Source organism: Alphaproteobacteria bacterium (genome assembly GCA_033344895.1).
Classification (GTDB): Bacteria; Pseudomonadota; Alphaproteobacteria; order UBA8366; family Aestuariispiraceae; genus Pacificispira.
In genome coordinates this window covers 2,474,518-2,497,801 of sequence record JAWPMN010000001.1, presented here as the reverse complement: position 1 = coordinate 2,497,801, position 23,284 = coordinate 2,474,518, and the positions used below count along the sequence as shown (strand labels likewise).

The window sequence follows — 23,284 nt, the reverse complement described above, 5'->3', positions numbered from 1 at the left end:
TTTGCCCCAGCAGGATGCGTTCTAGCCTTCCGCCGCCTCGATAGCCGCCTGAGCCGCCGCCAGCCGGGCGATGGGCACGCGGAACGGGCTGCACGAGACGTAATCCAGACCCAGACCTTCGCAGAAGGCGATGGACGCCGGATCACCGCCGTGCTCGCCGCAGATTCCCAGCTTGATGCCTTCCCGGGTCTTGCGGCCACGCACGGCTGCGATTCCGATCAGCTCCCCGACGCCGTCCCGGTCGAGGGTCTGGAACGGGTCATGCTCCAGAATGCCGCGACGTTCGTAATCGGTCAGGAAATTGGCGCTATCGTCGCGGCTGAGGCCGAAGGTCGTCTGTGTCAGGTCGTTCGTGCCGAAGGAGAAGAACTCGGCCGACTCCGCGATTTCCTCCGCCCGCAGGGCAGCGCGCGGCAGTTCGATCATGGTGCCGACCGTGTATTTCGGCGCCGTCCCCGTTTCCGCTTCGACCGCCTTCGCCGTCTGATCAATCACGGCGCGCAACAGGTCCAGTTCCTTTTTCACGGAAACCAGTGGCACCATGACTTCACACAGAACCGCCTCGCCGGTCTTCTTTTCGACCGCGACGGCCGCTTCGAAGATCGCCCGGGCCTGCATCTCGCAGATCTCCGGATAGCTGTTCAGCAGCCGGCAACCGCGATGGCCCAGCATCGGGTTGGATTCGTGCAGCTGCGCGGCCCGGCCCTGAATCTTGTCGACATCGACGCCCAGATCGGCGGCGATCTCCTCGAACTCCGCCTTCTCACGCGGCAGGAATTCGTGCAGCGGGGGATCCAGCAGACGGATCGTGACCGGAAGGCCCTTCATGATGTTGAAGATTTCTTCGAAGTCGCCTCGCTGCATCGGCAGGATTTTGGCCAGCGCGGCGCGGCGACCTTCCTCGTCCGAGGCCAGGATCATTTCTCGAACCGCCAGAATGCGGTCGCCGTCGAAGAACATGTGCTCCGTCCGGCACAGCCCGATACCCAGCGCGCCGAACTGACGGGCCGTTGCGACATCTTCCGGCGTTTCGGCATTGGCGCGGACCGTCATGCGGCGATGGGCGTCGGCCCATTCCATGATCCGCGCGAAATCACCGGACAGTTCCGGCTGAACCGTCGGCACGCGGCCCTTCATGATCTCACCGGTCGATCCGTCGATGGTGATCCAGTCGCCCTCATTCAGGGTGGTGCCGCGCACGGTGAAGGTCGCCGCCTTGTAGTCGATGCGGATATCCCCGGCCCCGGCAACACAAGCCCGACCCATGCCGCGCGCCACCACGGCAGCGTGGCTGGTCATCCCGCCGCGGGTGGTCAGGATGCCCTCCGCCGCATGCATGCCGTGGATATCTTCCGGCGAAGTTTCGATGCGGACCAGCATGACCCTTTCGCCGTTTTGAGCACGCTTCTCGGCCTCGTCAGCGGAAAAAACGATGATGCCCGATGCCGCGCCCGGCGATGCCGGAAGACCCTTCGAGATGACGTCGCGCTTGGCGTTCGGGTCCAGCCGCGGATGCAGGATCTGATCCAGCGATTGCGGTTCGACCCGCATCACGGCGGTCTTGCTGTCGATCAGGCCCTCATCGACCATCTCGCAGGCGATCCGGATAGCGGCCTGGCTGGTGCGCTTACCCGACCGGGTCTGCAGCATGTACAGCTTGTCCTTCTGGACGGTGAATTCGATGTCCTGCATGTCGCGGTAATGGTTTTCCAGCAGGGTGCGGACCTCGCACAATTGCTGGAAGACGACGGGCATGACCTCTTCCATGGCCGGCAGATCGGACCCTTGGGCCTGCTTGCCGGCGATAGTCAGGTGCTGGGGCGTGCGAATGCCGGCGACGACATCCTCACCCTGCGCATTGACCAGGTACTCGCCGTAGAAGGTGTTCTCGCCGGTTGACGGGTCGCGGGTGAAGGCGACACCGGTCGCGCAGTCATTTCCCATATTGCCGAAGACCATGGCCTGGACGTTGACCGCCGTGCCCCAGGCTTCGGGAATGTCATGCAGCTTGCGATAGGTGATCGCGCGCGGCGTCTGCCAGGAATTGAACACGGCACCGATCGCGCCCCACAACTGCTCCTGCGGGTCCTGCGGGAAGGGCTGGTCGAGCTCTTCGCGGACAATCTCCTTGTAGTGCTCGATCAGGGTTGCCAGGTGATCGGCCGTCAGGTCGGTGTCCAGCACCGCGCCGGTTTCGTCCTTCAGGTCTTCCAACTTCTCTTCGAACAGGAAATGTTCCACGCCCAGGACGACATTGCCGTACATCTGGATGAAGCGGCGGTAACTGTCGAGGGCGAAACGGCGGTCGCCGGACTGTTCGGCGAGGCCCTCCACGGTGATGTCGTTCAGGCCGAGATTGAGGACCGTGTCCATCATGCCGGGCATCGATACCCGCGCGCCGGATCGGACAGAAACAAGCAGCGGATTCTTTTCGTCACCGAACTTGGCACCGACGATCTTCTCAATGGCGGTAAGGCCGTTCGCGACCTGGGAATCCAGTTCGGTGGGGTACTGTTTGCCGTTGTCGTAATAATGGGTGCAGACTTCGGTCGAGATCGTGAAGCCGGGCGGCACGGGCAGCCCGATATTAGACATTTCCGCCAGGTTGGCGCCCTTGCCGCCAAGAAGATTGCGCATCTCGCGCGCACCCTCGGCCGTACCGTTACCGAATCCGTAGACCCATTTGGTCATCGTCTCTTCCAACCCTTATTGTCTGGTGGGGGACGATTGAGTACCGCCCCCTATCCCTCGATCTGACCGAAATCGGCCAGTTGCCCCATAACCGCGCGGATGCGTGCCAACAGCACCAGGCGGTTCTTCCTCAACGCCGGATCGTCGGCATTCACCGTGACCTGGTCGAAAAATGCGTCTACCGGCTGGCGCAGCCCCGCAAGGGCGGTCATCGCCGCGGCGAAGTTTTCTGTCTCGATGGCGGCGGCGGATTCAGCGGATGCCGTCTCCAGCGCGTCCGCCAGCGCCTTTTCCTCGTCCAGCGCGAACAGCGACGCATCGGGGCGCCCCTTGTACTCCATACCGTCCTTCTTTTCCTCGGCGCGCAGAATGTTTGCGGCACGGCGATAGGCGGTCAGCAGATTCGCGCCATCATCACTGTCCAGGAAGGTGCGCAGCGCATGCACACGCGCCACCAGGCGGACCAGATCATCCTCATCCCCCAGCGCGAAAAGCGCCTGAATGAGATCATGCGAAACGCCCTCATCCTTCAGATGAACACGCAGTCTGTCGGCAAAGAAGGACAGAAGGTCGGACGTGATCGTCGGCAGATCGCGCACATCGACGGAGACCTTGCCCTGCTCGCCATAAAGGCCGGCGGCCTCCGCCGCGACATGGGTCAGCGACATACGCACGCCGTTTTCCAGGACCAAACGAATGACGCCCAACGCGGCGCGGCGCAGGGCGAACGGGTCCTTCGATCCCGTCGGTTTCTCATCGATCAGCCAGAACCCGACCAGCGTATCGATCTTCTCCGCCAGTGCGACCGCGACCGAAACCGGGGCGGTTGGACAGGAATCGTTCGGCCCGGCGGGCGAATAATGCTGAGCAATCGCGTCGGCGACGGCCTGCGACTCGTTCTGATGCAGGGCGTAGTATCGGCCCATGATGCCCTGCAGTTCCGGGAACTCTCCGACCATCTCGGTGGTCAGATCCGCCTTGGCAAGGCGCGCGGCACGGCGGGCGTCGTTGCTGTCACAGTTGGGAACGTACTGGGACAGCACGTCGGCGGTATTCGCCAGCCGCTCTACCCGATCCGCAACAGTGCCCAGCTTGGCGTGGAAAACCACTTTCTCCAGCGCCGCCAGCCGGTCCTCCAGCTTCGTCGCGCGATCCTGATCCCAGAAGAATTTGGCATCGGCCAGACGCGCGCGCAGGACACGCTCGTTCCCGGCGCGGATATGCGCGCCGCCATCCTCCGCCGCCATATTGGCGATGACCGCAAAGCGCGGCGCCATGGTGCCGTCCGGCCGCTGCAGCGAGAAGTACTTCTGATGCGCTCGCATCGAGGTCGACAGAACCTCCGGCGGCACTTCCATGAACGCGTCGTCGATTTTTCCGATCAGCGCGACCGGCCACTCGACCAGATTGGTGACCTCATCCAGCAGCGCCGGGTCTTCCTTGACCGAAAGCCCTTCCCGATCAGCGGCGGCGCGCAGATCGTCCGCAATCTTCTGGCGGCGTTCTTCCGGGTCGAGGATGACATGGGCGTCACGCAGTTTCTGAGCATAGTCGCTGAAATTGACGACCGTGAACGGCTCCGGCGACAGGAAGCGATGGCCCGATGAAACCGCGGCATAATCCACGACGACCCCGCCCAGATCGAAGGCCCCCTTCAACGGCTCGCCGCCGAACACGGCCATGATGCGATGAAGCGGCCGCACCCAACGGAACTGCTGCGTCGCGAAACGCATGCTCTTCGCCCAGGGCAGCGCCCGAATCGCAGTGTCGACGATTTCCGGCAGGATGTCGGCGGTTGCGCCGCCCTTCTTCTCGATCACCGCAAACCAGACTGCGCCCTTCGGCGTGTCCCGCTGTTCGCATTGATCGAGGCTGTCCAGACCGGCGGAGCGCAGAAAGCCCTGCACCGCCTGGTCCGGCGCACCGACCTTCGGCCCCTTCTTCTCCTCACGCACATCCGGCTGACTGGTCGGCAGCCCGTCGACCACAAGGGCGAGACGGCGCGGCGTCCAGAAGCAGCGGGCACTGTCAAATTTCAGATTCGCCTTGGCCAGACCATCGGTTATCAGCCGCCTGAAATCCTCCGCCGCCTGACGCTGCATGCGCGCGGGAATTTCCTCGCTGAACAGTTCGAGAAGCAGCTCAGCCATTGCAGGCCTCGGACTGGCAATCCATCGGCAGCGCGTCGTTCGCCGCCCTGAACAGAGGCAGGGTGCGATATCCGGTCCCGGAACCGCCGCCGGTCAGCGGCAGCACCGTCTGATGGCGCGGCATACGCCGCTGAGCCGCCACGAACAGGGGCAGCTTGCGCCAGCCATTGCCGGAACCGCCACCACGCAGGCACAAGGTCAGTTGTTCGGTCATCACCCCAACTCCCCTTCGTTGCGCAGCCAGGCTTCGGCACATGCCTTTGCCAGCGCGCGAACGCGGCCGATATAGGCCTGACGCTCGGTGACCGAAATCACCCCGCGGGCATCAAGCAGGTTGAACAGATGGCTGGCCTTCAGACATTGATCATAGGCCGGCAGGGCAACGCCCCCCTCAATCAGGCGGGCACATTCGCCCTCGGCATCCTCGAAATGGCGCAGGATCATGTCCGTGTCGGCCAGTTCGAAATTGTGTTTGGAATACTCGACCTCGGCCTGATGATAGACATCGCGATAAGTCATCGTGTCGCTGAACCGGATGTCGTAGATGCTTTCCACGCCCTGGACATACATGGCCAGACGCTCCAGCCCGTAGGTCAGTTCGGTCGAGACCGGATTGCAGTCGAAGCCGCCCACCTGCTGGAAATAGGTGAACTGACTGACTTCCATTCCGTCGCACCAGACTTCCCAGCCCAGCCCCCAGGCGCCCAGGGTCGGGCTTTCCCAATCGTCCTCTACGAACCGGATGTCGTGCTCCATCGGGTCGATGCCGATCGCCTTCAGGGAACCGAGATAAAGTTCCTGGCTGTTCTCCGGCGACGGCTTCATCAGCACCTGATACTGATAATAGTGCTGCAGCCGGTTCGGATTCTCGCCGTAGCGGCCGTCCGTCGGGCGGCGCGACGGCTGAACATAGGCGGCCTTCCAAGGCTTCGACCCCAGGGACCGCAGCGTCGTTGCCCAGTGGAACGTGCCGGCGCCCACTTCCATGTCATAAGGCTGCAAAATCACACAACCCTGGTCGGACCAGTAGCGGTGCAGGGTCAGAATGATGTCCTGAAAGCTCGCGCCGGAGCGCTTCGATTGGGTCATCGTCCGGTGACATCTCTTGGCGGTCGGGGAGCGACCCCGATTTACGGTGCGGCGCACAATACTGATGCACCCCGCGTGAATCAACGCCGCCGAGCGGGTTTTTTTCAGTTCCGCGACACTATGCTCGCATCGCAATGATTTCTCGGCGGATCAGTAGACCCAGGGCGCCTCGTAGCACCCCTCCAACCGACCGATGTTTTCTGCCAGCCGTTTCAGTTGAAATACATAGGCATGGCGGCTGTCGGCACCGTCGGTAAACCGCAAGGAGGCGACATTGCCGAAGAACAAGTCGGCCGTGAGCTGGTTATAGATATTGTCCGTCCAGGCGATGTACTCGCGATTCACGGCGCGGGTCGCCTCATCAAAGACCGGAGGCGATTCGCCAAAGCGGCCATGGTACATTTCGGCGGTCCGGACGAAGAATACCGCGGACTTCCCGTTCTTCAGAACCGTGAAATAGTGGCGCTGGCTTTCATTGCCGTCGATCGAGACGTCGAAACCGATCGGCTTGGTCGGCTTATGGATTTCCTGCCCGTGCCCGAAGATGATCCGCGGGTTCGTATTGTCGCTGTCGCAGAGGAAGAACAGGAATGCCTTGCCGTTCTCGCTCGACAGCCGGACCCCGGTCAGATGGCTGCCGTCCTGGGGATCCTTGCCGTCGACCGGCACAACGACGGGCTGCTGCGACATCGCGGTCGACGCCGTAACGCCGAATGCGACCAGCAGGCAGATTAGCGGGATCGAAAGACGGAAGATCGACATGCCCTTCCTATAGCCGATTGCCGATGCGTGCGAAAGATTCGCCTTGCGCCGCAGCCAATCTGACCTCTTGCGGGGTTTACCGGCCCGCATGACCGGTTTATGTCTGCCCCGGACGCATTGCACCGACCCCCTGAAAGGAAACTTCATGCCGATCAGTCGCACCCGTACCTTCCGCAGCCTCGCTCTCGCCGTCGGACTGACGCTCAGCGCCTCGGCAGGCGCTTCGGCGGAACAGGATCCGGAGAACACGCTTCTCATCGACATGAAATTCGGTCGGATCGTGATCGAGATGCGTCCCGACCTCGCCCCGAACCATGTCGAGCGCATCAAGACGCTGGCACGCGAAGGATTCTATGACGGCGTGGTCTTCCACCGGGTGATCGACGGTTTCATGGCCCAGACCGGTGACCCGACCGGTACCGGCACGGGCGGGTCGACCTATCCTGACCTGAAACAGGAGTTCAACGACACGCCCTTCCTGCGCGGTACGGTCGGCATGGCGCGGACGCCGGATCCGGATTCGGCCAACAGCCAGTGGTTCATCTGCTTCGACGAAGCCTCCTTCCTCAACGGCGAATACACTGTCTGGGGCAAGGTCGTCGAAGGTATGGATGTCGTCGACCAGATCAAGAAGGGCGCGGGCCGCAGCGGCACCGTTTCCGACCCCGACGCCATGGTGAAGGTTCGGGTCGCCGCCGACGTGGCGGAGTAAGACACGCCACAGGATTGCGATGGGCGGCGCCGGATTTGCTTCGGCGCCGCCTTTTCTATACAGTCCAGGTAGTGCCGGTCAGCAGAATGCCGACCGACGACGCGTAGGAGAACCCGATGGCGGACATACTCGGCGCAATCGCGCTGAATCAGGCGCAGTTTCAACAGCAGATGTCCATCGCGCTGATGAAACAGAATCTCGACGCTCAGGATCAGGTCGTCCAACTGGTGGCGGAAGCCGCCGGCACCGGTGAACTTGCCTCTCCCGACCAGCCCCTGAACTCGAGCGGCCCCGGTCAGATCGTCAACACCCTCGTCTAGCTACCGAGCGACAGCCCCACAATTTCCGCATACTTTAAATCTAGTCGAACCGTCTCGTCTCGATTAGCGTCTTTCCATGAGACGGCTGCAGGACGATACGCCGCGCCGGTCAGAGACGAAGCATCACGCTGCTGTGGATGCGGCTGCGTCGAGTACGCCCGCTATACCGCAACCAGCATTGAGGGCGGAGGCCGGCGTCGGCGAACATTCGATTGGATCGTCTCCATGATCCGGCAGCGACTGATCATGGCACCGATGGATCTGACGGGAACGGTTTGCCATGCGAGGTGATGCGGTGACTGAATCATTTCAGTATGACGGATACCGGGCTGGCGCCGTGTCCCGGATCATCGGACTGCACATGGACTATTACTTGGATGTCTGGACCTTCGGAGCCCCGTTCGAATCCAATCTGGCGCGCGATCTGGGCAGCGATCTGATGGGCAGCATCACGATTGACGGGCTGGAGGGATATGGGGCCGGGGCGCATCTGCGTTGGTTCATCGTCAGCGACAAGGCACGAGGGACCGGGCTGGGCGGGCAGTTGATGGCCCGCGCGATGGATTTCGTCGATGCCCGCGACTACAGGCGAACCTATCTGACGACCTTCAAGGGGCTCGACGCGGCGCGCAGCCTTTACGAACGCCACGACTTCACCCTGACGCAGGAAGAAGCGGCCGACCCATGGTCCGGCACCGTCGGCCTGCAACGTTTCGATCGGGTCCGGATGTGAACCCGGCGCGGCAAGACATAACCCCGTCCTGCTTCGAGGTCCTGCCGCCGGCACACTGTCTTTCCGGCCTCGTGCGGGGCTATTGGTTCATCCGGGATCTGGACGGTCTCTATTTCGGCCGGCCGGTTCGAACGGCGCCACATCCCGGTGGCGCGCTCGCCATCAACATCGCAAAGCCCAACCTGATGGACGGTATTCTGCCCGTTCCACGCCTTTCCCTGGCGGGAATTCAGACAGCCAGCCGCGTCTGGCACCCGTCAGACGAAACCTATTTCGCAATGGCGATGCTGACCCTGCCCGGTCTCGCAACCCTGTTTCCGGGGGCCGGTGCCGCTGCGGCAAACGGGCTTATCGATCTCGCCGGAGATGTCGGCCAACGGGATGCGGACTCGCTGACCCGGGGAGCCGAAGCTGGGTGGCACCCGGCAGTCATCAAATCGATCCTGGACAGGTGGCTGGCGGACCGCCTGAGTGCGGTGCGCCACACGAATGCGGGCTATCGCGCCATTCGCGCCTATCCCCGCCTGAAGACACGATCCGTCGATGAGGCCGCTGGAGAAATCGGGATCAGCCGCCGGCAGTTGAACCGCTGGTTCCGGGAAAGTTTCGGACTCGGCCCGAAGGAGGTGCGGGATCTGGACCGCCTGTCATCAAGCCTCTCGGCCGCGCAAATGGGCGGAGATGCAGCCGAAGGCTATTACGACCAAAGCCATCGGATTCGCGACTGGCGTCGCCGGACCGGCATGACGCCAAGCCGCTACCGGAAGGAAGGCCCCTCAGAAATTGCCACCCGGTTCGCCGTGGAAGCCGGCCCTGGGGCGCCATTCTACCTCTGACGTCCCATCGGGATGTCCCATTCCGCCAATCCGTTCCGACTGCAGCACGCTATGCCTTCCCGACACGATGAATCCAACGGGAAGGAACCGAACCATGCCAAATGAAAATGCCGCACCAGCCGGCGACGGGCGAGGTCTGCTGGTCGACGCCATGCCGACCGATCGCCTGCCGCAACTGACGCCCGTCGCCTATTCCGAGGGCGGCGTGGAATTCGAAGGCTACGCCGCTGCGCCGTCCGCGGAAGGCCGTTTCCCCTGTGTCATCCTGGGTCATGACTGGAGCGGCCCGAACCAAAGCACACAGGCCATCGCACGCCGCCTGACGGCCTTCGGTTATGCCGTCTTTCTGATCGATACCTATGGCAAGGGTCTGCGCGGGGACGAACTGGGCGACAATACCGACCTGATGGGCCCGATGATGGCGAATCGGCCACTCCTGACACGCCGCGTGCGGGCCGGATACGAAACCGCTCGAAACCTGCCGGGTGTTGACGGCTCCAGAATGGCTGCCCTGGGGTTCTGCTTTGGCGGCACATGCGTCCTGGATCTTGCCCGGAACAATCCCGACGGGCTGAGCACGGTGATTAGCGTCCATGGCGGCCTCGTGGCACCGCAAGACACTCCGACCGCCCGGATCCGCTCCCGGGTACTGATCCTGCACGGATGGGAAGACCCTGTGGCGCCGCCCTCGGACGTGACTGCCCTGGGCCGGGAACTGACCCTAGCCGGCGCGCCATGGGAAATGCGTGCTTATGGTCATGCCATGCACGCCTTCACATTCGCCGCCGCCGCCATGCCAGAGAAGGGAATAGAGTTCCATCCCGACGCCGCCAGGCGCGCGGAAACGTCGATCCTGGAGGAGCTGGATTCAATGCTGGCGCAATAGTGGGCGGTAGGGCCCGACGCCCCGCAAGGCGACGGGCATCCCGGAGCGCGTCCGGAATGCCCGATTTGCCTGGCTTCAGCCCCGGCTGCCGCCTTCGTTGCTCGCCTTCTTGGGGCGACGCTGACGGAAGGGTTTGCCGTTGCGCGGGGCGCCCGGCTTGCCCTGGCCCTTCGGCCCGCCGAAGCGTTTCGGGCCCCGGTTGCGGGACGGCTTGCCGTGACCGGCGGGACCGCCCTTGCCGGTGAGGGCCGCCGCGGCAGCATCCTCGGCATGGTAGGCGTGATCCGCATCAACCGGAATGGTCAGGCGGGTCAGCTTCTGGATGGCCTTCAGGGTATCGACCTCGTCCGGCGCACAGAAGGACAGCGCGATCCCGCTGGCCCCGGCGCGGGCCGTCCGGCCGATCCGGTGAACATAGCTCTCCGCGTCGACCGGCAGATCGTAGTTGATCACATGGGTGATCCCCTCGACGTCGATGCCGCGCGCGGCCAGGTCTGTCGCCACCATGACGGTGACACGGCCCCGGGCGAAATCGTTCAGCGCCTGACGGCGCGCGCCCTGGGTCTTGTCGCCGTGGATCGCGGCAACGCCGAATCCGTCGGCCTTCAGCCCCTTGCAGACCTTGTCCGCACCGCGCTTGGTCCGCGTGAAGACGATGGCACGACCAACATCGTCACCGGTCAGGATTTCACGCAGCAGCGGCGCCTTGCGCAGGCGTTCCACGAACAGGACCTTCTGGTCGATACGCTCGACCGTGGTCGATTCCGGCGTGATCTCGACCTTGACCGGATCGTTCATCAGTTCCTCCGCCAGAACGGCGATGTCCTTCGGCATCGTGGCCGAGAACAGGACTGTTTGGCGGTCCGACGGCATGGTCTTGGCCAGACGCCGGACTTCCGGGGCGAAGCCCATGTCCAGCATCCGGTCGGCCTCGTCGAGGACGAGGAAGGAAACATCCTCCAGGCTGATCGCCCGGTCTTCCATCAGATCGCGCAGGCGACCCGGGGTGGCGACCAGAATGTCCACACCGCGCTGGCACTGGCGGGCCTGCGGGCCCTTGCCGACGCCCCCGAAAACGACCGCTGCGGACAGCCGCATCCGGCTGGCAAAGGCGGTGACGCTCTGATGGATCTGCGCCGCCAGTTCGCGGGTCGGGGACAGGATGAGGGCGCGCGTGGTACGCGGCGCCGGCTTGCCCTTCATTTCCGAAAGGTGCTGCAGGATCGGCAGCGCGAAAGCCGCGGTCTTGCCGGTCCCGGTCTGGGCGATGCCCAGAACGTCGCGGCCCTCCAGCGCGGGCGGTATGGCCTGCGCCTGGATCGGGGTCGCGACGGAGAAGCCCTGGTTCCGCAGCGCACCCAGCAGCGGGCCGACGAGGTTCAGGTCTTCGAAACGAACACTATCTTCTTGCATGTAAACAATATCCTATGCGCCCCGACACAATGTTCGGGACGTTCTTGTGCGCCCAAGGTGCGCGCAACGCCTATGGGAGAGGTTCAGGGCCGGTAGCGATGGTGGGGCGGTCGACATTCCGAGCGCCGCTTGCGCGTTCGCGACAGGTCCGGGCGATCGCGCGTGTCGCGCCGCCTCGTTCTTGTGCGCTGCACATAAGTGGTTGCGGAACCGAAGTCAACGAAATACGAACTGTCGGATCGTCCAGCCGGTTTGCTGGTCGCGTTGCGTCATTTTGGTAGCGAAAAAGCGGCGTTAACCGGTTGAACGGTCATCGAGGCCTGATATTGTACCCGCTCCAAAGCCGTATGAATGAATACGATAACCTCCACGGCATTGGGGGGAACCGAATGACCGGCGCGCGCGATCCGGACACGACAGCAAGAACAGGCACAGACCTGACAGGCGCAGGCTTGGCAGGCCCAGACCTGGGCGGTCCTATCCGCCCGCGCGTGACGCCCGATTTTACCAACCCGCTCTCAAGGGAATTTCGAACCCGATGAATATCCACGAATATCAAGCGAAGGAACTGCTTCGCCGGTTCGGGGTCGCCGTGCCCGATGGCAAGGTCGCCTATACGGTCGACGAAGCCGTCCAGGCCGCGAACGACATGGGCGGCCCGATCTGGGTCGTCAAATCGCAGATTCACGCGGGCGGCCGCGGCGCCGGGCGCTTCGCGGACGATCCGAACGGCAAGGGCGGCGTGCGCGTGTCCAAGTCGATCGACGAGGTCCGTGAAAACGCCAAGGGCATGCTGGGCCACACGCTGGTCACCAAGCAGACCGGCCCGTCCGGCAAGGAAGTCAAACGGCTGTACATCGAAGACGGCTGCGACATCGCGCGGGAACTCTACCTCTCGCTGCTGATCGACCGCGCCACCAGCCGGGTAACGATCATGGCGTCCTCCGAAGGCGGCATGGAGATCGAAGAAGTCGCGGAACGGAACCCGGATGCGATCATCAAGGTCTCGATCGACCCGGTGACCGGAATTTCCGGCTTCCACTGCCGTCGCATCGCCTTCTTCCTGGGCCTCGAAGGCAAGCAGGTAAAGAGCGCGACCAAGTTCCTGACCGCCATGTACAAGGCGTTCCTGGACTTGGACGCCAGCATGGTCGAGATCAATCCGCTGGTCGTGACCGGCAGCGGCGAAGTCATGGCACTGGATGCCAAGATGAACTTCGACGACAACGCGCTGTTCCGCCATCCGGATGTCGGCGACATGCGCGACGAGGATGAAGAAGACCCGGCCGAGCTGGAAGCCGCCAAGCACGAGCTGAACTATATCAAGCTCGACGGCACGATCGGCTGCATGGTCAACGGCGCCGGCCTGGCGATGGCCACGATGGACATCATCAAGCTGAAGGGCGGCGAACCGGCCAACTTCCTGGATGTCGGCGGTGGGGCAACACGCGAGCGTGTGACCAAGGCGTTCAAGATCATCCTCAGCGACCCGAATGTCGAAGGCATCCTGGTCAACATCTTCGGCGGCATCATGCGCTGCGACGTCATCGCCGAAGGCGTCGTCGCGGCGTCCCGCGAAGTGAACCTGCACGTGCCGCTGGTCGTCCGGCTGGAAGGCACGAATGTCGAGCAGGGCAAGAAAATCATGGCGGAATCGGGCCTGCCGATCATTTCCGCGGACAATCTGGAAGAAGCGGCGATCAAGGTCGTCGCCGCCGTGAAGGAGGCGAACTGATGGCCGTTCTCGTCGACAAGAACACCAAGGTCATCTGCCAGGGCTTCACCGGTGCCCAGGGGACCTTCCATTCCGAACAGGCCATCGCCTACGGCACCAAGATGGTCGGCGGTGTGACGCCGGGCAAGGGCGGTGCCACGCATCTCGACCTGCCGGTTTTCGACACGGTGGCCGAAGCGGTCGAAAAGACCGGCGCCAATGCCTCGGTGATCTATGTTCCGCCGCCTTTCGCGGCCGACGCGATCCTGGAGGCGATCGATGCCGAAGTCGAACTGGCGGTCTGCATCACCGAGGGGATTCCGGTTCTCGACATGGTGCGCGTGAAACGTGCGCTGGCCAATTCCTCGACCCGTCTGATCGGGCCGAACTGCCCCGGCATCATCACGCCGGACGAATGCAAGATCGGGATCATGCCGGGCCATATTCACAAGCGGGGCAAGATCGGCGTCGTTTCCCGTTCGGGAACGCTGACCTACGAGGCGGTCGCACAGACGACGGCGACGGGGCTGGGCCAGACGACCTGCATCGGGATCGGTGGCGACCCGGTGAACGGCACGAACTTCATCGACTGCATCGACGCCTTCCTGGGCGACCCGGAAACCGAAGGCATCATCATGATCGGCGAAATCGGCGGCACCGCGGAAGAGGAAGCGGCCGAATTCGTGAAGCAGTCTAAGGTGAAGAAGCCGATGGTCGGCTTCATCGCCGGCGTCACGGCGCCCCCGGGCAAACGCATGGGCCATGCGGGCGCGATCATTTCCGGCGGACAGGGCACGGCTGAATCCAAGCAGGAGGCGATGCGAAGCGCCGGGATTCTCGTGGCCGACAGTCCGTCGGCATTGGGCTCAACCATGGTCAAGGCCATGGGCGGCTGATACAGAACTGGGAGGCCGGTTTCCAAACGGGAGCCGGCCTCCCAGCCGTTCGGGCGGCATTTTAGGGAGCGGTCATATCATGACGTATATCGGCGAATCGTCCCAACTGTTCGGCGCCAACGAGACATACATCGCCGAACTCTACGCCAAATGGGCGATAGATCCGAACGCGGTCGACCCGGGATGGGCGGCCTATTTCGAAACCCTCGAGCCAGGTGAGGTCGTCCTGGAGGACGATCACAAGGGACCGAGCTGGACCAAGCGCACGACCCGTGTTGTCGGCGAAGGCAGTTCCGGCGGCGGGCAGAGTCTGTCCGATGCACTCAGCGATCCGGACATCTCGCAGGATTCCATTCAACAGCTGATCTCTGCCCTGCGCGGCGGCGGCGTCGCGGCCGGCAGCGACCAGATCCGTCAGGCGACGCTGGATTCGATCCGCGCCCTGATGCTGATCCGCGCCTATCGCATGCGCGGTCATCTGGCCGCCAATCTGGACCCGCTGGGCCTGGAGAAGCGGGAAGACCATCCGGAACTGGACCCGGCGACCTACGGGTTCGAAGAGCGGGACATGGATCGCCCGATCTTCATCAACTACTATCTGGGCCTGGAATCGGCGACGGTCCGCGAGATCGTCAAGATCTGCCGGCAGACCTATTGCGGCAGCATCGGCGTCGAATTCCTGCACATTCAGGACCCGGACGAGAAATCCTGGATTCAGGAACGGATCGAAAGCAGCCGGAACCGGAAGGACTTCACCGATCTGGGGCGCCAGACAATTCTGGAACGCCTGACCAGCGCGGACATGTTCGAGACCTATCTCGACACCAAGTATCGCGGCACAAAGCGCTTCGGCCTCGACGGCGGCGAGAGTCTGGTTCCGATGATGGAGCAGATCTTCAAACGCGGCGCGCAGCTGGGTCTGGAGGAAGTCGTTCTGGGCATGGCGCATCGCGGCCGTCTGAACGTCCTCGCCAACATAATGAAAAAGCCCTACATGCAGATCTTCGCGGAATTCGAAGGTCTGGCGGGCAAGCCGGATTCCATCCAGGGCTCCGGCGACGTGAAGTACCATCTGGGGACATCTGCGGACCGGGACTTCGAAGGCAAGACCATTCACCTGTCACTGGCCGCCAACCCGAGCCATCTGGAATGCGTCAACACGGTCGTCCTCGGTAAGGTGCGTGCCAAGCAGCATCAGCGTGCCGACAGCGACCGCAACCGGGTCATGGGGCTGCTGCTGCATGGCGATGCGGCCTTCATTGGTCAGGGCGTCGTGGCGGAGACCTTCCTGCTGAGCCAACTGGACGGCTACAAGACCGGCGGCACGATCCACATCGTGATCAACAACCAGATCGGCTTCACCACGGCCCCGTCCAAGTCGCGTTCCTCGCCCTATTGTTCCGACATGGCGAAGACCGTGGACGCCCCGGTGTTCCACGTGAACGGCGACGATCCGGAAGCCTGCGTGCATGTCGCGCGTCTGGCCATGGAATACCGTCAGAAGTTCAAGAAGGATGTGGTGATCGACATGTGGTGCTACCGGCGCCATGGTCACAACGAAGGCGACGAACCGATGTTCACGCAGCCTTCGATGTACACCAAGATCAAGAACCATCCGCGAACCCGCGAGATCTACGCCAAGCGCCTGCAGGAACTGGGCGTCATCGACGCGAAAGGCTGCGAAGCCCTGAAATCCGAGATCAAGCAGACCCTGGACGAAAGCTTCGAAGCCGCGAAATCGTTCAAGCCGAACAAGGCCGACTGGCTGGAAGGCAAGTGGTCCGGCCTGTCGATTGCCGAGGAAGGGGCCCGTCGCGGCCATACCTCGGTCGACATGGATCTGCTGCGTGAAGTCGGTCATGCCATCTCGCAGGCACCGCAGAACTTCAAGCTGAACCCCAAGATCGAACGCCAGCTCGATGCCAAGCGCAAGATGATCGAAACCGGCGAGGGGATCGACTGGGGCACAGCCGAGGCGCTGGCCTTCGGAACGCTGCTCTGCGAATCCACGACGATCCGTCTGAGCGGCGAGGATTGCGAGCGGGGCACCTTCTCGCAGCGGCATGCGGTCCTGGTCGATCAGGAAAACGAGAACCGGCACATTCCGCTGAACAACATCCGGATGGGGCAGGCGCCGTTCGAGGTGATCGACAGTCCGCTGAGCGAGTTCGGTCTGCTGGGCTTCGAATACGGCTATTCTTCGGCCGAACCGCACTCGCTGGTTCTATGGGAAGCCCAGTTCGGCGACTTCGCTAACGGCGCGCAGGTCATCATCGATCAGTTCATCGCATCGGGTGAAACCAAATGGCTGCGCATGTGCGGTCTGGTGATGCTGCTGCCGCACGGTTACGAGGGTCAGGGACCGGAACATTCGTCCGCCCGACTGGAGCGTTATCTGCAGCTTTCGGCGGAAGACAACTGGCAGGTCTGCAACATCACGCAGCCCGCCAACTACTTCCACGCCCTGCGCCGTCAGGTGCGTCGGAACTTCCGCAAGCCGCTGATCCAGATGACGCCGAAATCGCTGCTGCGTCACAAGGCCTGCGTTTCGAAACTGGAGGAGTTCGGTCCGGGAACGACCTTCCACCGGGTCCTCTGGGACAATGGCCAGTTGAACGGTTCGCTGGCGCCCGACGAGGACATCCGCCGCGTCATCCTGTGTTCCGGCAAGGTCTATTTCGACCTGGAGGCCGAACGCGATGCCAAGGGGCTGAAAGACGTCTACATCATGCGCGTCGAACAGCTCTACCCCTTCCCGTTCCATGCGGTGACCACGGAACTGGCGCGTTTCCCGAACGCGGAAGTGATCTGGTGCCAGGAAGAGCCTGAGAACAACGGTGCCTGGTTCTTCGTCGACCGTCGGATCGAACGCGTCCTGGAAGAACTGAACCACAAGCCGAACGGCCGTCCGCGTTATGTCGGCCGCGAAGCCGCGGCCTCGCCGGCCACCGGCAGTGCCAAACGCCACGCCATCGAACAGGCGGCGCTGGTGAATGAGGCACTGGACCTGCCGGAGCGCAGCCGCAAGGTCGCCGTTTCGAAGAAAACCGCTTCCAAGAAGGCAACCGCCAAGAAAGCCGCAGGCACGACAAAGGCAGCGGCCAAGAAGTCCGCCGCCAAGAAAGCGGCTTCGAAAAAGGCGGCAGCCAAGAAGAAGTGACTGAACGGATCTGATGACTGAACCGGGGCTTCGGCCCCGCCGGCCCCAGGGTCAACCCCTTGGACGAAACCCGGGGCCAGACATACGAGAGGATACTATGGCGACGGATGTAACGGTCCCCACGCTCGGTGAATCGGTCAGCGAAGCGAGTGTGATCCAATGGTTCAAACAGGTCGGCGACTCGATCGCCAAGGATGAGCCGCTGGTCGAACTGGAAACCGACAAGGTGACCATCGAAGTGCCCTCCCCCGTGGCGGGCGCCCTGACGGAAATCGTCGCGGCCGACGGCAGCGACGTCGAGGTCGGCGCGCTGCTCTGCCGAATTGAGGAGGGAGCCTCCGGCAACGCCTCCGCACCGGCGGCGGAAGTGAAGCCCGAACCCGCCAAGGAAGCGCCTGCCAAGCAGGAAGCCCCGGCGGAGAAGCCCGATTCCGGTCAGGCGGCCACGGCGACGAACGAGACCCTGTCTCCGGCGGTCGCAAAGATGGTCGCGGAGAACGATCTGGATGCGTCGAAGATCCCGGCCAGCGGCCCCAAGGGCAACCTGACGAAAGAGGACGTTCAGAACTACCTGAAGTCCGGCGGCAAGGCGGCAGCCCCGACCGCGAAACCGGCTGCCCCGGCGGCAGCCCCGGTCGGTGGCGCAAAGCCCGCCACCCCGACATACGAAGCCCTGCCCGAGCGCACGCCCGATCCGCGCGGTGAAGAACATGTCCGCATGTCGAAGCTGCGCAAGGTCATCGCGACCCGCCTGAAGGAAGCGCAGAACACGGCGGCGATGCTGACGACCTTCAACGAAATCGACATGGGCCCGATGATGAAGGTCCGTGCCGATTACAAGGAACGCTTCGAGAAGAAGCATTCCGTGAAGCTGGGCTTCATGTCCTTCTTCGTGAAGGCGGCGGTCGCGGCGCTTCAGGAATTGCCGGCCGTGAATGCGGAAATCTACGGCGATCAGGTCATCTACAAGAACTACTATGACATCGGCATTGCCGTCGGCACGCCGCAGGGTCTGGTGGTTCCGGTTCTGCGCGACGCTGACAAGAAGAGCTTTGCAGAGATCGAAGCGGCCATCGCCGATTTCGGCCGACGGGCCCGTGACGGCAAGCTGAGCATGGCCGAGATGCAGGGCGGAACCTTCACGATCACCAATGGCGGAGTGTTCGGGTCGCTGCTGTCGACGCCGATCATCAACCCGCCGCAGTCTGGCATCCTGGGCATGCACAAGATCCAGAAGCGCCCGATCGTGAACGCCAAGGGCGACATCGTCGTCGGCAACATGATGTATGTCGCGCATTCCTACGATCACCGGATCATCGACGGCCGCGAGGCGGTCACCTTCCTGGTCCGCATCAAGGAAATGCTGGAAGACCCGGCCCGCCTGCTGATCGACGTCTGATCCACGGCACGTCCATTCATCGGGAGGGGAGGCAACAACTTGCCTCCCCTCTTACTTTTTCGGCCGGCCTGTGCCGCCATGATCGCAACGATCCGGACAAATCGGGGGCGAATGGCACGGTGTGACACCGGCCGCGGTATGTGGTCCGCCTGTCCGGCGGCGCTGAAGGCGTGCAACACCTGACGCGTGGTTACAGGTGCTGATCCTGCACTGCAGCATGCCCATGGTTGAACCCATTGGCGCGCTGCGCCAAGCTTCGGGCGATCCGTTGTTCCATAAGACAGGTGCCTGCATTCCGTGACCGACGCCACAGCGCCGCCGCCCCTGCCCCGTCCCGCCCTGCGCGGCATGCTGGACTGTCTGAACGTCCCGGCGCTGGGCCTCGGCCTGACCATGGTCGGCTTCGGAGCCATGGCACAGGATGCCGGAATCGCGCTGCTGCCGGCGATGGGGGTCACCGCCTTTGTCTGGGGCATCGCCGGGCAGGTCGCGCTGATCGAGATTCACGCAGGCGGCGGCGGGCTTCTGGCACTCTTCGTGGCCGTTGCGCTGGCCAATCTGCGCATGCTGCCGATGTCGGTCACCGGCCTCTCCGCCGTGCTGGGTGGCAAGCGCGTCCCCTTCCCGGCACGCGTGCTCCTGATGCAGACCATGGCTATCTCCTGCTGGACGCAGATGATGACACGCAGCGATCACGTCCCGAATCCGCAGCGCCTGACCTACTATCTCGGCTTTGCTGCGACACTGATTGCCGCCGGCCTGACCGGAACGCTCGTCGGCCACCAGATGGGCCGTGTCGTGCCGGAATCGGTTCTGACAGTGACCATTTTCATGACACCGCTTTATCTGCTGCTGCTGATCAGCGGTGCCCGGCAATGGGTCAACCGGCTGTCCGTCGTGTTCGGCATTCTGGTCGGCGTCGGGTTCTACCCGATGATGGGCGACTGGTCGGTGATTGCTGCCGGCCTGCTGGGCGGCACCCTCGCCTTCCTGAGCGCACCGCGCCTGTTCCCGACGGATGGCGGGGATAACGGATGATGGGCGATACGGAAATCTGGATTGCCGTCGCCGTCGGCGGCCTGGGAACCTTCATGTGGCGCGTTCTCGGGGTCGCGGTGGAGACCCGCGTACGGCAGGACAGCCCGCTCTTCGTCTGGATCGGCTGCGTCGCCTACGCCATGGTCGCGGGCCTGATGGCCCGGGTTCTGCTGATGCCGGGCGGCGACATGGAGCCCGACAGGATGGTCTGGCGTCTCATCGCCTTTCTGGTCGGACTGGCGGCCTGGTACTGGCGCGGCAAATCGGTTCCGACCGGCCTGGCGGCGGGAGTCGCGACCTATGCCGTGTTGGTGGGGTCCGGTATCGCCTGAACCGGAATGTCGACCGGCATTGGATTGCGCCCGGCGATCCGATAGGCTTTTTCCATTCGGTACGATGGAGGACAGGTCATGCGCCGATACAATCCTTCCGGCATCGCTGCGCCGGCATCGAATTACAGCCAAGGGGTGGCCATCAGGGCGGAAAGTCGAAGGGTCGTCGTCTCCGGCCAGATCGGTGTGAAACCGGACGGCACACTGGAACAATCCAGCGAAGACCAGATGCGCCGCTGCTGGACAAATCTCTTTGCCGTGCTGGCCGAAGAAGGCCTGGGCAAGGAAGACCTGATCAAGGTCACGGTCTTTCTGACCCGCCCGCAGGACGTATCGCTGTATCGCCAGATACGCGACGAGATGTTGGAAGGCCACGCCCCGGCCTCGACGCTGCTGATCGTTGCCGGTCTGGCAATGCCCGAACTGACCGTCGAGATCGAGGGCGAAGCCGTAGGATGAGTGAACAGGACCTGCATTACCCGGACAGCTTCATCGAAGCCCTTCAGGCGATCTGGGGCGACGGCTTCCTGTCACCAGGCGGGCCTGCCGAAATCGCGACCATGATGGACGGCACACGTCTGGACGGGCTGGAGGTTCTGGATATCGGCTGTGGTGTAGGCGGTATCGATCTTATCCTGGTTGAGGAATACGGCGCCGCGCATGTCACGGCGATCGATGTGGAACCGCAACTGGTCGAGCATGCCGGTCATCGGGTCGCGGCGGCCGATCTGTCCGGGCGCATAGACGTTCAACTGGTCGAGCCGGGCCCCCTGCCTTTCGCCGCGAACAGGTTCGATGCGGTCTTCAGCAAGGACGCCATGTTGCATATCCCGGAGAAGCGGACGCTTTACGCCGATCTGCTGCGCGTTCTGAGGCCGGGCGGGAGGCTGATTGCCAGCGATTGGCTGCGCGGCGGCGCGGATGACGGCCCGTTGCCGGAGATCCTGAAGACCTGGGGGGATCAAAACGGTCTCGTTGCCGACTTCGCGACGCCGGCCATGACGGAACGGGCGCTCGCGGAAGCCGGGTTTCAGGATGTCCGCGTCCGCGACCGCAACGCGTGGTACGGCGAGGAGCTGAAGAAGGAGGAGTTGCAGGTCACCGGTCCCGGCTTCCAGCAGTTGGAAGCAACCATCGGCATGGACGCCGCGATCCAGCGCAGCAGAAGCTTTGAAATCCGCAAGCAGGCCGTGGCGGAGGGCGCGTTGCGCCCCTGCCATCTCTACGGCCGCAAACCGGACTGACAGTCTGTCCGTGGCTGGACTTAACGCGCCAGTCTGACCGGCGGAGCGGATACCAGTCCGTGCGGCGCGGCCACACGATCCAGGTCGCCCAGAACCGATTCCAGTCGTGCCACGATCCGCCGTTCGACCGCGTCGGCGACCAATGTCGCGGCACCCAGTTCGAAATCGCCGGATTCCGCCGCTTCCATCAGGGCCTGCCAGGGCTTCTTCGGCTCCGGCAGTACCTCCAGCTCGATTTCCGCGTCCTGCGGAATCTGCATCAGGTCCTTGAGTTCCGCGATCGCAGCCGGGAACCCGCCCAGGCGATCCACCAGGCCGGCCGCCAGCGCATCAGCGCCCGTGAATATCCGCCCCCGCGTCACCTGATCGAGCGTTTCCGCATCGAACCCGCGTCCCTGAGCCACCTTGGTCGTGAAATCGGCATAGACGAAGTCGATGGCCCGGGCGAAGCGTTCCCGTTCGGACCGGTCGAAGCCGCGTGTCATGCTCCACATGCCGGCATTCTCGCCCACGGAAATGCGATCCCACTGAACCCCGAGATTGTCCCAGAGGCGGCTGGCATCGAACTTGCCGGCATAGACGCCGACCGAGCCGGTGATCGTGGTCGGCTGGGCGACTATGCGATCCGCCGCGACGGATACGAAGTAACCGCCGCTGGCCGCCGTGCCGCCCATCGAAACCACGACAGGAATCCCGGCCTCCCGCAGCAGGCCGACCGTATGCCAAACCGCGTCCGACGGTCCGTAGGCACCGCCCGGGCTGTCGATGCGCAGCAGCACGGCGTCATGACTGCTGTCCTCAATGATCGAATGCATCGTCTCGATCAGGGCGTCGGAATCGAACCCCGGATCCGCGAACGGGCTGTCACTGTTGCCCACACCGATCGGACCGATCCCATACAGAACGGCGACCTTTGCAACGGGCTCGGTCACGCCGTCCGCGTCCTCCTCGCTCGCTGCCAGCAGATAGGGGGCATCGATCCAGTTTGCGTCCTCGCCGGCGACCGCATCGACCTCGGCCTCGAACTGCTCGCGATACAGCAGACCGTCGATCAGCCCGGCGGAAACCGCCTCATCCCCCAGCAAAGGTCCCTGGTCGATGAGCGTGCGAACCGTATCCGGCGCAAGCGCGCGATCTGACGCGATCGCCGCAACAGCCTGATCCAGGAGTCCCTTCGCAAGGGTCCCCAGAGACCGTCGCACCGGCAGGGGCATTCGCTCCTGGGTGAAGGGGTCGGCACCGCCCTTGAACTCATGGCGTTGTTCGAACTCTGCCGTCACGCCCAACTCGTTCAGCCCTTCGGCGAAATAGGGCACTTCCAGCGACACACCGGTCAGGCCGACGATACCGGACGGCGCCATCCATACCTTGTCGAAGGCCGCAGCCAGCATCACTTCCGGCGTGGCATCCCCGAAAGCCGCGAGATCGTCCGCATAGGCATAGGCGGGCTTTCCGGATTCCCGGAACGTCCGGACCGCATCCGCCAGTTCCTGGGCACGGGCGAATTCCATCGGCTCCGCCCCCAGTTGCACGACCAGGGCCTTGACCTGCGGCAGGGCCGCGGCGCGTTCCAACGCCGTCAGCGTATCCAGGACGGTTGCGGGCGGAACCGGCTTGAACAGCGGCGCCGTCGCATGACGTTCCTCCAGCGCCTCGTTCCAGTCGAGGCTGAGCACCGCCTTGTCCGGCAAGGGCGGCGGCTTGCCGCGCTGACTGGCGGTAAAGGCCACGATCGCGGCTACCGAAAGAAATGTCAGTCCGCCCAGCAGGGCGAAGGCCCAGAGAAAAATCTTGCCGATTGTCTTCATGGCCGGACTATGCCCCGACGGGTCTGGCCGGTCCACCGAAGTTTCCATGTCCATTCTGCGGCAAAATCAACCTGAAGGGGACGCGCATCGCAGAGGCGATC

General features: G+C 63.4%; 20 protein-coding genes. 13 read left to right on the top strand and 7 right to left on the bottom strand.

The genetic code is table 11. The annotated features are described in order from the left end of the window. Positions 1-21: 21 nt before the first annotated feature. The 5 genes from ppdK to R8L07_12195 form a co-directional block, all read right to left on the bottom strand. Positions 22-2,691, bottom strand: a complete 2,670-nt coding sequence (ppdK, locus tag R8L07_12215; GenBank protein ID MDW3206291.1) for a pyruvate, phosphate dikinase — start codon at positions 2,689-2,691, stop codon at positions 22-24. A 50-nt stretch (positions 2,692-2,741) separates the two neighbouring features. After that, positions 2,742-4,841: a glycine--tRNA ligase subunit beta gene (gene glyS / locus R8L07_12210; GenBank protein MDW3206290.1), complete on the bottom strand. Its 2,100-nt coding sequence runs from the start codon at positions 4,839-4,841 to the stop codon at positions 2,742-2,744. Beyond that, positions 4,834-5,055, bottom strand: a complete 222-nt coding sequence (locus R8L07_12205) for a hypothetical protein (protein MDW3206289.1) — start codon at positions 5,053-5,055, stop codon at positions 4,834-4,836. Before R8L07_12205 ends, glyS begins: the two co-directional genes overlap by 8 nt. Continuing rightward, positions 5,055-5,930, bottom strand: a complete 876-nt coding sequence (locus R8L07_12200) for a glycine--tRNA ligase subunit alpha (GenBank protein MDW3206288.1) — start codon at positions 5,928-5,930, stop codon at positions 5,055-5,057. The genes R8L07_12205 and R8L07_12200 overlap by 1 nt, the downstream gene beginning before the upstream one ends. A 150-nt stretch (positions 5,931-6,080) precedes the next feature. Further along, complete coding sequence (locus R8L07_12195; protein MDW3206287.1) at positions 6,081-6,692, bottom strand: hypothetical protein; 612 nt, start codon at positions 6,690-6,692, stop codon at positions 6,081-6,083. Between the two features lie 145 nt (positions 6,693-6,837). Here R8L07_12195 and R8L07_12190 point away from each other — a divergent pair, with 145 nt between their 5' ends. From R8L07_12190 to R8L07_12170, 5 genes are all read left to right on the top strand, one after another. Beyond that, positions 6,838-7,404 carry a peptidylprolyl isomerase gene (locus R8L07_12190; GenBank protein MDW3206286.1) on the top strand — a complete coding sequence of 189 codons (567 nt, stop codon included), beginning with the start codon at positions 6,838-6,840 and terminating at the stop codon, positions 7,402-7,404. Between the two features lie 116 nt (positions 7,405-7,520). Further along, a complete protein-coding gene (locus R8L07_12185; GenBank protein MDW3206285.1) occupies positions 7,521-7,724 on the top strand; it encodes a putative motility protein in 204 nt (67 codons plus the stop codon). Between the two features lie 295 nt (positions 7,725-8,019). Beyond that, on the top strand, positions 8,020-8,457 hold the full coding sequence (locus R8L07_12180) for a GNAT family N-acetyltransferase (protein ID MDW3206284.1): 438 nt from the start codon (positions 8,020-8,022) through the stop codon (positions 8,455-8,457). After that, entirely contained in the window at positions 8,454-9,293 is an 840-nt protein-coding gene (locus R8L07_12175) for a helix-turn-helix transcriptional regulator (GenBank protein MDW3206283.1), read from the top strand. Before R8L07_12180 ends, R8L07_12175 begins: the two co-directional genes overlap by 4 nt. A gap of 94 nt (positions 9,294-9,387) precedes the next feature. Next, a complete protein-coding gene (locus R8L07_12170; protein ID MDW3206282.1) occupies positions 9,388-10,179 on the top strand; it encodes a dienelactone hydrolase family protein in 792 nt (263 codons plus the stop codon). Positions 10,180-10,254: 75 nt separating this feature from the next. Here the strand turns inward: R8L07_12170 and R8L07_12165 are convergent, their stop codons facing one another. Beyond that, a complete protein-coding gene (locus tag R8L07_12165; protein MDW3206281.1) occupies positions 10,255-11,592 on the bottom strand; it encodes a DEAD/DEAH box helicase in 1,338 nt (445 codons plus the stop codon). Positions 11,593-12,130: 538 nt separating this feature from the next. On the opposite strand from R8L07_12165, the gene sucC reads away from it, so the two are divergent. The 8 genes from sucC (at position 12,131) to R8L07_12125 (ending at position 21,375) form a co-directional block, all read left to right on the top strand. Next, positions 12,131-13,327 carry an ADP-forming succinate--CoA ligase subunit beta gene (gene sucC, locus R8L07_12160; GenBank protein MDW3206280.1) on the top strand — a complete coding sequence of 399 codons (1,197 nt, stop codon included), beginning with the start codon at positions 12,131-12,133 and terminating at the stop codon, positions 13,325-13,327. Then, positions 13,327-14,202, top strand: coding sequence for a succinate--CoA ligase subunit alpha (gene sucD, locus R8L07_12155; GenBank protein MDW3206279.1), 876 nt, complete (start codon positions 13,327-13,329; stop codon positions 14,200-14,202). The genes sucC and sucD overlap by 1 nt, the downstream gene beginning before the upstream one ends. A 79-nt stretch (positions 14,203-14,281) precedes the next feature. After that, on the top strand, positions 14,282-17,362 hold the full coding sequence (locus R8L07_12150) for a 2-oxoglutarate dehydrogenase E1 component (protein MDW3206278.1): 3,081 nt from the start codon (positions 14,282-14,284) through the stop codon (positions 17,360-17,362). Positions 17,363-17,459: 97 nt separating this feature from the next. Continuing rightward, positions 17,460-18,761, top strand: a complete 1,302-nt coding sequence (gene odhB, locus R8L07_12145; GenBank protein ID MDW3206277.1) for a 2-oxoglutarate dehydrogenase complex dihydrolipoyllysine-residue succinyltransferase — start codon at positions 17,460-17,462, stop codon at positions 18,759-18,761. A gap of 297 nt (positions 18,762-19,058) precedes the next feature. Beyond that, entirely contained in the window at positions 19,059-19,799 is a 741-nt protein-coding gene (locus R8L07_12140; GenBank protein MDW3206276.1) for an AzlC family ABC transporter permease, read from the top strand. Further along, positions 19,796-20,131: an AzlD domain-containing protein gene (locus R8L07_12135; GenBank protein MDW3206275.1), complete on the top strand. Its 336-nt coding sequence runs from the start codon at positions 19,796-19,798 to the stop codon at positions 20,129-20,131. The genes R8L07_12140 and R8L07_12135 overlap by 4 nt, the downstream gene beginning before the upstream one ends. A gap of 78 nt (positions 20,132-20,209) precedes the next feature. After that, positions 20,210-20,590, top strand: coding sequence for a RidA family protein (locus R8L07_12130; protein MDW3206274.1), 381 nt, complete (start codon positions 20,210-20,212; stop codon positions 20,588-20,590). Beyond that, the gene (locus tag R8L07_12125) at positions 20,587-21,375 is read left to right on the top strand and encodes a methyltransferase domain-containing protein (GenBank protein ID MDW3206273.1); all 789 of its coding nucleotides are present in this window, start codon (positions 20,587-20,589) and stop codon (positions 21,373-21,375) included. The genes R8L07_12130 and R8L07_12125 overlap by 4 nt, the downstream gene beginning before the upstream one ends. 20 nt (positions 21,376-21,395) lie before the next feature. Here R8L07_12125 and R8L07_12120 read toward each other — a convergent pair whose 3' ends face one another. Continuing rightward, on the bottom strand, positions 21,396-23,183 hold the full coding sequence (locus tag R8L07_12120) for a S49 family peptidase (GenBank protein MDW3206272.1): 1,788 nt from the start codon (positions 23,181-23,183) through the stop codon (positions 21,396-21,398). Positions 23,184-23,284: the final 101 nt, after the last annotated feature.